Source organism: Janthinobacterium sp. NKUCC08_JDC (assembly GCF_019345575.1).
Taxonomy (GTDB): Bacteria; Pseudomonadota; Gammaproteobacteria; order Burkholderiales; family Burkholderiaceae_D; genus Janthinobacterium; species Janthinobacterium aestuarii.
On the sequence record NZ_JAHKQW010000001.1, the window covers coordinates 792,987 to 805,135 of the forward strand.

Annotated in this window: 10 protein-coding genes; 3 read left to right on the top strand and 7 right to left on the bottom strand. The window is 63.4% G+C overall.

Features of this window, described 5'->3' with window-relative positions:
- Positions 1-16: 16 nt before the first annotated feature.
- The 5 genes from KO538_RS03705 to KO538_RS03725 all read right to left on the bottom strand — a co-directional run bounded on the left by KO538_RS03705 (position 17) and on the right by KO538_RS03725 (position 6,185).
- Entirely contained in the window at positions 17-1,090 is a 1,074-nt protein-coding gene (locus KO538_RS03705) for an ABC transporter ATP-binding protein (RefSeq protein WP_070305197.1), read from the bottom strand.
- A 33-nt stretch (positions 1,091-1,123) separates the two neighbouring features.
- Positions 1,124-2,914, bottom strand: coding sequence for an iron ABC transporter permease (locus tag KO538_RS03710; protein WP_219327488.1), 1,791 nt, complete (start codon positions 2,912-2,914; stop codon positions 1,124-1,126).
- A gap of 69 nt (positions 2,915-2,983) precedes the next feature.
- Positions 2,984-4,081: an ABC transporter substrate-binding protein gene (locus KO538_RS03715; RefSeq protein WP_070305193.1), complete on the bottom strand. Its 1,098-nt coding sequence runs from the start codon at positions 4,079-4,081 to the stop codon at positions 2,984-2,986.
- Positions 4,082-4,124: 43 nt separating this feature from the next.
- Positions 4,125-5,120 carry a tripartite tricarboxylate transporter substrate binding protein gene (locus KO538_RS03720; protein ID WP_219327489.1) on the bottom strand — a complete coding sequence of 332 codons (996 nt, stop codon included), beginning with the start codon at positions 5,118-5,120 and terminating at the stop codon, positions 4,125-4,127.
- Between the two features lie 3 nt (positions 5,121-5,123).
- Complete coding sequence (locus KO538_RS03725; protein WP_128142349.1) at positions 5,124-6,185, bottom strand: porin; 1,062 nt, start codon at positions 6,183-6,185, stop codon at positions 5,124-5,126.
- A 214-nt stretch (positions 6,186-6,399) separates the two neighbouring features.
- Here KO538_RS03725 and KO538_RS03730 point away from each other — a divergent pair, with 214 nt between their 5' ends.
- From KO538_RS03730 to KO538_RS03740, 3 genes are read left to right on the top strand one after another with little or no spacing between them, the layout of a single operon-like run.
- Complete coding sequence (locus KO538_RS03730; protein WP_034750889.1) at positions 6,400-7,122, top strand: response regulator; 723 nt, start codon at positions 6,400-6,402, stop codon at positions 7,120-7,122.
- A complete protein-coding gene (locus KO538_RS03735; RefSeq protein ID WP_257620143.1) occupies positions 7,119-8,633 on the top strand; it encodes a sensor histidine kinase in 1,515 nt (504 codons plus the stop codon). The genes KO538_RS03730 and KO538_RS03735 overlap by 4 nt, the downstream gene beginning before the upstream one ends.
- A gap of 23 nt (positions 8,634-8,656) precedes the next feature.
- The gene (locus tag KO538_RS03740; RefSeq protein ID WP_051991073.1) at positions 8,657-9,007 is read left to right on the top strand and encodes a ribonuclease E inhibitor RraB; all 351 of its coding nucleotides are present in this window, start codon (positions 8,657-8,659) and stop codon (positions 9,005-9,007) included.
- Between the two features lie 213 nt (positions 9,008-9,220).
- Here KO538_RS03740 and KO538_RS03745 read toward each other — a convergent pair whose 3' ends face one another.
- Both KO538_RS03745 and KO538_RS03750 read right to left on the bottom strand, forming a co-directional pair.
- Positions 9,221-10,543, bottom strand: a complete 1,323-nt coding sequence (locus KO538_RS03745; protein ID WP_219327490.1) for a homoserine dehydrogenase — start codon at positions 10,541-10,543, stop codon at positions 9,221-9,223.
- A gap of 86 nt (positions 10,544-10,629) precedes the next feature.
- Positions 10,630-11,859, bottom strand: a complete 1,230-nt coding sequence (locus tag KO538_RS03750; RefSeq protein WP_034750427.1) for a pyridoxal phosphate-dependent aminotransferase — start codon at positions 11,857-11,859, stop codon at positions 10,630-10,632.
- Positions 11,860-12,149: the final 290 nt, after the last annotated feature.

Sequence of the window (12,149 nt, forward strand, 5' to 3'; positions counted from 1 at the left end):
GGCCACCGCGGTACCGTTAAAACACCCAGAGCTTATCGGCCGGCATGTGCAGCCAGTACTTGCCCGCTTCGAGCTTGTGGCGCGAATAGGCGCGCAGGCTGATGTTCTCGGCGCCGCCGCGCTCGAACAGGCATTCCCAGCGGTCGCCCAGGTACATGCAGGTCAGTAGCGGCAGCTCGATGGCGTTGTCCACCTGCGTGGCGCTGATCTTCACTTCCTCGACACGGATCATGGTGGTCACTTCCGTACCCACGTTGGCACCGCGCGCCACGCCCTGCATGGAGGCGCCATCGACCAGCAGGCGCACCTGGTTGCCTTCGCGCTGTACCACCTTGCCGGGCAGGCGGTTGTTACTGCCCATGAATTCGGCCGTGAACAGGGTGTCCGGCGTTTCATACATGCTTTGCGGCGTGCCCTGCTGCTCGATCTTGCCGTTATTGAGCAGCAGAATGCGGTCGGAAATGGCCATCGCCTCGCCCTGGTCATGCGTCACCATCAGCGCGGACAGGCCCAGGCGCACGATCAGTTCGCGCAGGAAGGCGCGCGCTTCCTCGCGCAGCTTGGCGTCCAGGTTCGACAGCGGTTCGTCGAGCAGGATCACGGGCGGGTTGTACACCAGCGCACGGGCGATCGCCACGCGCTGCTGCTGGCCGCCGGACAGCTGGTGCGGATAGCGCTCGCCCAGGTGCCCCAGGCCCAGCTGCGTCAATACTTCCTTGATGCGCGCGGCGATTTCCGTGCTGCCCATCTTGCGCAATTTGAGGCCGTAGGCAACGTTGTCGAACACGGTCTTATGCGGCCACAGCGCGTACGACTGGAACACCAGCCCCAGGTTGCGGTGCTCGGCCGGCATTTCGAAATGCTTCGCGCCATCGAAGACATTGCGCTCGCCGATCTCGATCGTGCCCGCCTTCGGGCTTTCCAGCCCGGCGACGGCGCGCAGCAAGGTGGTCTTGCCGCTGCCCGAAGGCCCCAGCAGGGCGACCACTTCGCCTTTTTTCAGGTGCATCGAGACACCCTTCAGGATCTGGTTGGCGGAGGCGCCGGTGCCGTAGTCCAGGTACAGCTCATTGACGGTCAATTCATTCATGATGTGGTCTCAGTCTATTCTTAGTTATGCAACTCAGTTGTGTAACTTGACGCCGAAGCGCAGCGCGATGCCCAGGCCGATGGCCACCAGGGTGATATTGATGAAGGACAGCGCCGCCACCAGGTCGGTCGAGCCGCCGGCCCACAGCGATACCAGCATGGCGCCGATCACTTCCGTGCCCGGCGAGAGCAGGTACACGCCCGTCGAATATTCGCGCTCGAAGATCAGGAACACCATCAGCCAGGCGCCCAGCAAACCGTATTTGATCAGCGGCAGCGTTACGTCGCGCGTCACCTGGCCACGGTTGGCGCCGACGGCGCGCGCCGCCTCTTCCAGTTCCGGGCCCACTTGCAGCAGCGCGGTGGAAATCAAACGCATGCCGTAGGCCATCCACACCACCGAATACGCAAGCCACAGGGCGAAGATCGTCGAGCGCACTTCGCGCAGCACGGGGATCACATGACCGCTCAGCCACAGGGCCACGCCGTTGTCCATGCCTTTCAATATGCCGTCGAGCCAGGCCGGCACGAACAGGAACACCCACAGGAATGACAGGCCTGCGAGCAAACCCGGCACGGCGCGCGGCACCAGCACGCTGTAATCGAGCAGGCGCGTGATGCCGTCCTGCTTGCGGTGCATGGCCAGCGCGATGAAGCTGTAGCAGCCCACGGCCAGCGCGCCGCCGACGACGCCGATCAGGATCGTGTTGACGATGCCGCGCACCAGCGAGGGCTGGTCGAAAATATCGCGGAAATGCTGCAAGGTCAGCACGTCGGCCAGGTGCACGCCCTCGCCCCAGTACTGCACGAAGGAGCGCAGCACGATGCCCGTCAGCGGCAGGATGATGGTGAAGATCAGCCAGCCAGCCAGCAAGGCAAACGCCAGCCACTTCCAGCGGCCCAGCGGCATGGCCTTGCTACGCGCGCCCTTGCCCTTGATCGACACATATTTGTTGGCGGACTTGAGCAGCCAGCGCTGTATCATCACCAGCGGCATGGTCACCATCACCAGACAGACGGCGACGGCGGCCATCAGGTGGTACGACGGCGTACCCAGTTTGTTGGTCAGCTTGTACAGATAGGTCGGCAGCACCAGGTGGCCTTCCGGATCGCCGAGCACCAGCACCAGGCCGAATACTTCGAAGCCGAGGAAGAACACCAGCACGCCCGCATACGCCAGCGCCGGCATGATCATCGGCAGCGACACGTTCAGCATGACCTGCACCGGTGAAGCGCCGGCCACGCGGGCCGCTTCTTCCACGTCCGAACCCAGGCTTTTCAGGGCCGACGAGGCATACAGGTAGACGTGCGGCACGTGCGTCAGGCCGGCGATGATGACGATGCTGGTGAAGGAATAAATATTCCAGGGCACGAAGCCGAACAGCTCCTTGGCCCAGACCGAGTAGAAGCCCACGGGCCCCATCGACACGACGTAGCCAAAGCCCATCACCATCGGCGAGACAAAGATCGGCACCAGCAGCATGGGCGCCACCCAGCCGCGACCCGGTAAGTCGGTGCGCACCATCAGGAAGGCCAGCATGCCGCCCAGCGGCACGGCAATCACGGTCAGGCCGCAGGCAAGCATCAGGCCATTCTTGAAGGCCATCGAGAAATCGGGATCATCGAAGATGAAACGGTAGGAGTCAAAGCCGAATTCGCGCACCGGCATGAAAAACGGCGCGTTCAAAAAGCTCTGGTAAAAAATCAGGAACAGCGGCAGGAAAATGGCGACCATGGTGATCGCCACGACCACGCCGCGCGGCCAGTTCAGGCGCGACAAGGGAGAGCGCGACCGTGCAGGCAGCGGCAAGATAGCAGTTTGCATGATGAATCCAATGAATGAAGGGTACGGCATCCGTCCGCGGGCACGGGCCTGCGGACGGCCAGGACGGCGTTACTTCTTGCCGGCTGTTTCTTTCCATTGCTTCAAGAAGGCCATGCGCTTGGCTGGCCCCAGGAATTGCAGGATGATCGGGTGCACCGGCACCGGCTTGATGTTGGCCGCGCCGATTTCCTTGATCAGGTCCGCCGAGGTGGTCTCGCCCGTGACGTCGGCGCGAATCGCGTACAGCTTGGCGCCGTTCGCGATGATGGTCTGGCCGCGGTGCGACAGGATGTAGTCGAGCCACAGCTTGCTGGCGTTGACGTTCTTCGCGTTCTTGTTGATGAACTGCACGCGCGACAGGATCAGCGTGTAATCCTTGGGCAGCACCACGCCGATCGACGGGTCGGTCTTGGCGCGCACCAGGGCGTAGGAGCCCAGCACGTTATAGCCGATCAGGTTTTCGCCCGACGAAATACGCTCCATCATGGTGCCCGTCGACGACTGCACGCGCACCTTGGCCGTGCCGAACGCGTTTTGCAGCGCCAGGAACTGCGGATATTCCTTCGCATCCTGCGACATGAACATGAAGCCCACGCCCGACTTTTCGATGTCGTAGGTGGTGACCTTGTCCTTGAATTTCGGCGTGGCGATCAGCTTGACGAAGTCGTCGTGGTTCTTCGGCACTTCCTTCGGGTCGAGCAAACGCTTGTTGTAGACGATGGCGGCAGGCTCGAACGTGGTGCCGTAAGCCTGGTCGTCCCACATGGCCCAGCCGGGGATCTTGGATGCTTCGACCGATTTGTATTTCAGGGCGTAGCCGTCCGAGGCCAGGCGCATCTGCAAGTCCATCGCCGACGACCACATCACGTCGGCCGTATTGCCGCCGGCGGCCACTTCGGAAATGAAGCGGTTGTACACTTCCGTGGAATTCATGTCATTGTATTCGACCGAGATGCCCGGATACAGGGCGCTGAAATCCTTGATCAGCGGCGCGGCGGCCTTGCTGTCGGTGGCGCTGTAGATCACCACCTTGCCTTCCTTCTTGGCCGCGTCGATGATCTTCTGGTAGTCGGCCGGATAACCTGCCGGCACCTGGGCAAAAGCGGCGCCGGTGCTACCCGCGAAAGCGGCTGCCAGGGCGATGGCGAGAATGGTCTTGGTTTGCATGGTTTGTCTCCGTCTGTGATTGTTGTATGGTTTGCTATTCGATTCAGCGCATCAGGCCCAGTTCGGCCGCCTGCCTGGAGTAGCGTTCGACTGCCTGGTTCACGTACTGCGTCAATTTGTCGCCCGTCAGCGCGAACGGATACATGCCCGATTGCGTGCGCCACTGGGCAAACTGCGGCGTGGCCATGGCACGGTCGAACGTGGCCACCCAGCGCTGGTAATCGGCTTCCGGCACCTGTGGTCCCATCCACAGGCCGCGGATAATGGGCCAGACCACGTCGACGCCCTGCTCGCGCGCCGTCGGCACGCTGGCCAGCACGCCGGGCAGGCGCTTTTCCGACAGCACCGCCAGCACGCGCGCATGGCTGTCTCCCGCGTTCAGGGTCGCCTCCGACGTATCGCCCGACATCACCTGCACGTAATCGGCCTGCATCGCCGTGAAGATCTCGCCGCCACCTTCCAGCGCCACGAAGCGCAGCACTTTCGGGTCGATGCCGGCCTTGCGCGCCACCAGCGCCATCTTCAGCCAGTCCTGGCTGCCGATGGTGCCGGACACGCCGATCAGCACCTTGTCGGGGTGGCGCTTGAGCGCGGCGATCAGGTCGGCCAGGCTCTTGTAGGGCGAGTCGCTGCGCACGGCGATCATGCCGTAGTCGGCGCCCAGCGCCGCCACCCAGCGCACGTCGCCCGTCTTGGCGTTGCCGAACTTTCCTTGCGCCAGGTTCAGCAGCGAGCCGCCCGAAAACACCACCAAGGTGTTGGCTTCGGCACGCCGGCGCTGCGAACCCATCGAACGCCACGCCACCGCACCGATGCCGCCCGGCAGATAGCTGATGCGCACCGAGGACGCGAACGGCGCCGCCACCGCCGGATCGGGCTGCAGCAGCCCTTTCTGCGCCAGCTTGCAGGTCAGGTCCATGGCGCCGCCCGGCTTGGACGGCACCACGCAGTCGACTTCAGGCGCGGCGGCCGTTGCCAGCGCCGGCAGCGGCGCGGACAACAACAGCAGCGACAGGAACACGGTGCGCAGCATGGTCATGCCTTAGAAGCGGTGCTGGATGCCGGCGATCAGGCCACGCTGCGTGTCGCCGAAACCGGCGTCGTCACGCGACAGGCTGACCAGCTGGTTGTGCTTGGCCTTGGCATAGGCGCCGGCCACGTACAGGTCGGTGCGCTTGGACAGGGCATAGCGCACGCGCGCCACGTACATGATCGGATCGGCATCGAGGTTGGCGGCCACGTTCTTCACGTCCTGGTAGTAGATCACGCCCGTCAGGGTGATGACCGGTGTGGTCTTGTAGCTGACGCCGCCCCAGTACATGGTGCCGCGCACGTCGGCCTTGCCCGAGGCAGCCGGATCGAGCTTGTAGTCGCGCGCCGCCGCCTGCACTTTCCACGGGCCGTCGTCGTACATGGCGCCCAGGTGGTAGACGGTGGTCTTGTCGCGCGCGCCGCCGGCGATGGTGTTGCCGTTCACCTGTTCATACGTGGCCAGCAGGCTGACCGGACCCGTTTTATAGGTGACGGCCGTCGACAGCTTGGCGCTGTCCGAGCTGCCCGTCGACTGTTCGCCGAAGCCGTACGATGCGCCGTAGCTGAAGCCGCCCGTCTTGCCCGAGTACTTGACCATATTGTCGAAGGCCGTCGTCATGCCGTATTTGCTCGGGCCCGTCGCGTTGGCCGAAGTGGCCCACGAGTAGAACGGCGCATAGGCCATCGGGTCGAATGGCAGCACGAAGTCATACACGGTGGTGAACGAACGTCCCAGTACGACGCGGCCAAACGCGCCTTCCAGGCCCACGTTGGCCTGGCGCTTGAACAGCGCGCCGTCGGCCGCGCCCGTGTCGACGAGGATGCCGCCTTCCAGATTGAAAACGGCTTTCAAGCCGCCGCCCAGGTCTTCGCTGCCCAGGATGCCCCAGCGCGACGTGTTCATGCCGCCGGAACTGACTTGCGTCATCGAGCTTTTGTTCGGACCGGCGTTGCTGGTGTTGCTGATGCCGGCGTCAAGACGGCCGTACAGGGTGACGTTCGACTGGGCGTGGGCGCTGCCGGCTGCGGCGAGTACCGCCATGGCGGCCAGCGAGAATGCAGTTTTCTTCATGTAGAGTATCTCCCTTAGATATAGTTATTAGTGATATGCCTGATCAATTTCATGAATCAGGATCACACTATATGATCGCGATCCTTTCAATTGGCTTTCAGACTGACAGGTGTCGCCGGCCAGCCACAGGCAATACCAACAAATTCATTGCGGCCCCTGTCGGCGGCGTGCCGACAGGCTTACACTGCACCAATTCAAACGAATGGCGGAGACCATGCGCATATTATTAGTGGAAGACCATCTGGAGCTGTCGCACTGGCTGGCAAAGGCCCTGCGCGACGCGCACCTGACGGTGGAGACCGCCCACAACGGCGCCGATGCCGACGCCCTGCTGCATACGCAGGAATATTCATTGGTGCTGCTCGACCTGACCCTGCCGAAGATGGATGGCCTGGACGTGCTGCGCCGCCTGCGCGCGCGCGGCGGCACGCGCGGCAAGACTCCCGTCATGATACTCACGGCGCGCGGCGGCCTCGATGAAAAAGTGCAGGGCCTGAACCTGGGCGCCGACGACTACATGGCCAAGCCGTTCGAACTGGCCGAACTGGAAGCACGCGTGAAAGCCCTGCTGCGCCGCAGCCAGGGCAACGAAGCGCTCGTGCACACGTGCGGCGCCCTCAGTTTCGACACCGTCACGCGCATGTTCAGCTATGCCGGCGCCCCTTTCCCCCTGACGCCGCGCGAACACGCCGTGCTCGAAGCGCTGATCACGCGCTCCGGGCGCGCCGTGTCGAAGGAAAAGCTGTTCGACGAAGTCTTCGCGCTGGCCGACGACGCCAACCTGGACGCCATCGAACTGTATATCCACCGCGTGCGCAAGAAACTCGAGAGCGGCGTCGAAACCGGTTCGCCCGACGGTGCCGTCATCACCACCCTGCGCGGCATCGGCTACCTGCTGCAGCCGCGCAGCGCGATGGCGCCGGCCGCATCGAAATGACCGAGCGCGCCCCAAGCCTGCCCCTGTTCGAGCGCCTGCGCCGGCGCTGGGCGCAGGGCCGGCCGCTGGGCAGCCTGCGCAGCCAGCTGCTGCGCTGGCTGCTCATCCCGCTGGTGATGCTGGTGCTGCTCGATGCCGTTTTTGTGTACCGCAACGCGCTCGACGCGGCCGACATGGCCTATGACCGTTCCTTGCTGGCGTCGACGCGGGCGCTGGCCGAAAGAGTCTCCATCGTCAACGGCAAGGTGGTGGCCGAAGTGCCTTACGTGGCGCTCGACAGCTTCGAGACCGACACCCTGGGCCGCATCTACTACAAGGTCACGGGCATCAACGGCGAGCTGGTATCGGGCTATGGCGACTTGCCGCCCGTGCCGAAAAACGTGCCCCGCTCGCAAAATTATCCGGCCCTGGTGCGCTTCTACCACGCCGACTATCACGGCAAGCCGATCCGCATTGCCGCCCTGCTGCAGCCCGTGTATGACGACTCGATGCGCGGCATCACCCTGATCCAGGTGGCCGAAACGCTGGACGCGCGGCGCGGCCTGTCGAACCAGATCCTGTTCGATACCCTGAGCTGGCAGGCGGCGATGATACTGGTGATGGGCGCCCTCGTGTGGTTTGCCGTGCGCCTGGTGCTGCGCCCGCTGATGCGCCTGAAAACGGAAGTCGAGACGCGCACCCTGTCCGACCTGTCCGACGTCGATCCCACGCTGGTGCACAAGGAAATGCGCCCGCTGGTGAGCGCCATGAACGGCGCCATGTCACGCCTGCAGCAGCTGATCGCCAGCCAGCGCCGCTTCATCGCCGATGCCTCGCACCAGCTGCGCACGCCGTTGACGGTGCTGAAAACCCAGGCCGAACTGGCCATGCGCGAATGCGACCGCCAGGCGGGCGCGCCGCCGGACATCGCCGCCCTGCGCGACATCGTGCGCTCGATCGCCGTCACCACCGATTCGACCGTGCTGCTGGCCAACCGCCTGCTGACCCTCGCGCGCATCGAGCATGGCGGCGAGAGTCTGGCCATGGACACCGTCGCGCTGCGCGACATGGCGCAGCAGGTAGGGCTGGAAATGGCCATGGCCGCCGTCGCCAAAAATATCGACCTGTCGCTGGAAGCGCCCGACGAAGCGCCCGTGCATGGCCAGGCCCTGCTGCTGCATGAACTTGTCGCCAATCTGGTCGACAATGCCCTGCGCTACACGCCACCGGGTGGCAGCGTGATACTGCGCGTGCGCGCGGGCGGCGCTGGAAACGAAACGCTGCTGGAAGTGGAAGACAGCGGCGCCGGCATCCCGCCAGCCGAGCGTGAACGCGTGTTCACCCCGTTCTACCGGGTCGGCGCGGCGCTCGAAAGCAATCCGGGCGGCGCCGGCCTGGGCCTGGCCATCGTGCGCGACATTGCGGCCCTGCACGGCGCACGGCTGGAACTGGCGACGGCGGCGAATGGGCATGGATTGAAAGTCGGCGTGTATTTCGCCCCGGCGCCAGTCGGTGCTAAGATCGCGCCCTGAGATTTTAATGAAAGCCCGCAGCCATGATGACCAAAGACGACGTAACCGAACTGTTTGCCAATATCGCCGAGAATGCGCCGTGGGATTTGTCCCAGCCGCTGCTGTGGGGCTATTACTTCACCAACCCCACCTCCGAACCGCTGGAGCAGGCCGCCACCCTGCTGGCGCTGCAGGGCTACCGGCCCGTGGAACTGTACCAGCCGGAACTCGACGATCCGGCGGCTCCGCCCGTGTGGGTGCTGCACGTGGAAAAAGCCGAAGTGCATGGCGTCGACAGCCTGCATGCGCGCAATGGCGAACTGATGGCGTTTGCGCAGGACAACCAGCTGGCCAGCTATGACGGCATGGACGTGGGCCCCGTCGCCGCGCCTTGATCGGCGTAGGCGTAGGCCGGATCAGGTCCGAAGGGCCGTAATCCGACAGCACCATCGGTCACGCCAACAATGTTGTCGGATTACGTCCGGCCTTGCCGCACTAATCCGACCTACTGGCCATGACCACATGGACGTGGGCGCCGTAATCCGACAACATCACGCATAAAAAAACGGCGCCCGCGGGCGCCGTTTTGCATGGCTCGCTGAAAACGCTCAGCTGAGGTTTTCCAGGCGGATCTTGGTGACCGTGCCCACCACGCTGCTCAACGCTTCCATCTTCTCGATGGCGGCCGTGACGTTCTTTTCCTGCGTCTGGTGCGTCAGCATGATGATGTCCGTATGCGTCTCGCCCTCGGCCGGTTCTTTTTGCAGCATGGCGTCGATCGAGATGCCGCGTTCGGCCAGGATGCGCGTCAGGTCGGCCAGCACGCCCGGCTGGTCGGCCACGTGCATGCGCAGATAGTAGCTGGTGGTGATTTCCGACATCGGCAAGATGGCGATATCGGTCATCGCGTTCGGCTGGAACGCCAGGTGCGGTACGCGGTGTTCCGGGTCGGCCGTGGCCAGGCGCGTGATGTCGACCAGGTCGGCGATCACCGACGAAGCGGTCGGCTCGGCGCCCGCGCCGCGGCCCGAGTACAGGCTGGCGCCGACGGCGTCGCCATGCACGAGCACCGCGTTCATGGCACCTTCCACGTTGGCGATCAGGCGCTTGGCCGGGATCAGGGTCGGATGCACGCGCAGCTCGATGCCTTCCACGCCGTTGACGATGGCGCGCTTGGTGATGCCCAGCAGCTTGATGCGGTAGCCCAGTTGCTCGGCGTAGCGGATGTCGACGGCACTGAGGTTGCTGATGCCTTCCACGTAGGCCTTGTCGAACTGCACCGGGATGCCGAAGGCGATGGCCGACATGATGGTGGCCTTGTGCGCGGCGTCGACGCCTTCGATGTCGAAGGTGGGGTCGGCTTCCGCGTAACCGAGTTCCTGCGCCTGTTTCAGCACGGTGGCGAAATCGAGGCCCTTGTCGCGCATTTCGGACAGGATGAAATTGGTGGTGCCGTTGATGATGCCGGCGATCCATTCGATGCGGTTGGCCGTCAAGCCTTCGCGCAGCGCCTTGATGATGGGGATGCCGCCGGCGACGGCCGCTTCGAAGGCCACCATCACGCCCTTGTCCTGGGCGGCGGCAAAGATTTCGTTGCCGTGCACGGCCAGCAGGGCCTTGTTGGCCGTGACCACGTGCTTGCCGTTGGCAATGGCTTGCATCACCAGGGTTTTCGACAGGTCGTAGCCGCCGATCAGTTCGACGACGATGTCGATCTCGGGATCGTTGACGATCAGGTGCGGGTCATTGACGACCTTGCAGCCGCCGGCGACGAGCGCTTCGGCGCGCGCCACGTCGCGCACGGCGACGGCGACGACTTCAATGCCGCGGCCAGCGCGGCGCTTGATTTCTTCCTGGTTGCGTTTCAGGACGCTGAACGTGCCGTAACCGACATTGCCCAGGCCCAGCAGGCCGATCTTGATGGATTTCATAGTTGTGCTTGACTGCTCATAAGTGGCGCCCCCTTGGGCGGCGCCAGGTTGATCGGTATGGTTGATCGAGATTGCTGCTGGCTGGTTCAGCCCCGGCCGTGACGCTTGCGGTAACCTTCGAGGAAGCGCGCAATGCGCCCCATGGCCTCGGTCAAGTCATCGGAGTTGGGCAGGAAGACGACGCGGAAATGATCGGGCGCGATCCAGTTGAAGCCCGTGCCCTGCACGATCAGGACCTTCGCTTCGGCCAGTAATTCATAGGCAAACTGCTGGTCGTCGGCGATCGGGTAGATCTCCGGATCCAGGCGCGGGAACATGTACAGCGCGGCCTTCGGCTTGACACAGGTGACGCCCGGAATATCGGTCAGCAGCTTGTGCGCCAGATCGCGCTGTTTCAACAGACGCCCGCCGGGCCCCACCAGGTCTTGTATGCTCTGGTAGCCGCCAAGCGCCGTCTGGATGGCAAACTGCCCCGGCGCGTTGGCGCATAGCCGCATCGAGGCCAGCATGTTGAGGCCCTCGATGTAATCTTTTGCGTGGCGCTTTTCGCCCGAGACCACCATCCAGCCGGAGCGGTAGCCGCAGGAGCGGTAATTCTTCGACAGGCCGTTCATGGTGATGAACAGCACGTCGTCGGCCAGCGAGGCGATCGACACGTGCTCGGCTTCGTCGTACAGCACCTTGTCGTAGATCTCGTCGGCGAAAATGATCAATTGGTGCTGGCGCGCCAGTTCGACGATCTGCAGCAGCACGGACACCGGGTACAGCGCGCCCGTGGGGTTGTTCGGGTTGATGACGACAATGGCTTTCGTTTGCGGCGTGATCTTGCGGCGCATGTCCTCGATGTCGGGATACCACTCGTTCTGCTCGTCGCACACATAGTGCACGGGATTACCGCCCGACAGGCTGACGGCCGCCGTCCACAGCGGGTAATCGGGTGCCGGCACCAGCACTTCGTCGCCACTGTTGAGCAGGGCGTTCATCGACATGACGATCAGTTCGGAAGCGCCATTGCCCAGGTAAATGTCATCGATGGTCACGCCGGCGATATTCTTGCCCTGCGTGTAGTGCATGACGGCCTTGCGCGGCGCGAACATGCCTTTCGAATCCGTATAGCCGGCCGCATTCTGCAGATTGAGCATCATGTCGCGCACGATCTCGTCGGGCGGATCGAAGCCGAATACGGCCAGGTTGCCGATATTGAGCTTGGTGATCTTGTGGCCTTCTTCTTCCATTTGCCTGGATTTTTCCAGGACCGGGCCGCGGATGTCGTAGCAGACGTCCGCCAATTTATTCGATTTCTGAATCGGTCGCAAAATAAATCCCTGTCGTGATGCGGCGCGGTGACCAGAACTTGCAGCGTGGCCGCCGCGCCAGAACTATGAACCCGTGAAACTGCGATGCGAAAGACTGCAAGGCGAAAACAACCATTCTCGCCGAAAACAGGGCATTTTATCAAATTAAACATGGCGAACCGCAGCATTTGACGCCGATTCTGCCACGTTGGCGCATCCGGACGACAATCGGGCGGGCGCCATCTTCATCTTCCCTTAATCTTGCAGCATTACCATGGCGCAAGCATGCACCGCCACTGTGGCGCCGAACA

Bases quoted from the DNA above. Each gene is read 5' to 3' on its own strand.
- KO538_RS03705 (WP_070305197.1), bottom strand. From the start codon at position 1,090: ATGAATGAATTGACCGTCAATGAGCTGTACCTGGACTACGGCACCGGC.
- KO538_RS03710 (WP_219327488.1), bottom strand. From the start codon at position 2,914: ATGCAAACTGCTATCTTGCCGCTGCCTGCACGGTCGCGCTCTCCCTTG.
- KO538_RS03715 (WP_070305193.1), bottom strand. From the start codon at position 4,081: ATGCAAACCAAGACCATTCTCGCCATCGCCCTGGCAGCCGCTTTCGCG.
- KO538_RS03720 (WP_219327489.1), bottom strand. From the start codon at position 5,120: ATGACCATGCTGCGCACCGTGTTCCTGTCGCTGCTGTTGTTGTCCGCG.
- KO538_RS03725 (WP_128142349.1), bottom strand. From the start codon at position 6,185: ATGAAGAAAACTGCATTCTCGCTGGCCGCCATGGCGGTACTCGCCGCA.
- KO538_RS03730 (WP_034750889.1), top strand. From the start codon at position 6,400: ATGCGCATATTATTAGTGGAAGACCATCTGGAGCTGTCGCACTGGCTG.
- KO538_RS03735 (WP_257620143.1), top strand. From the start codon at position 7,119: ATGACCGAGCGCGCCCCAAGCCTGCCCCTGTTCGAGCGCCTGCGCCGG.
- KO538_RS03740 (WP_051991073.1), top strand. From the start codon at position 8,657: ATGATGACCAAAGACGACGTAACCGAACTGTTTGCCAATATCGCCGAG.
- KO538_RS03745 (WP_219327490.1), bottom strand. From the start codon at position 10,543: ATGAAATCCATCAAGATCGGCCTGCTGGGCCTGGGCAATGTCGGTTAC.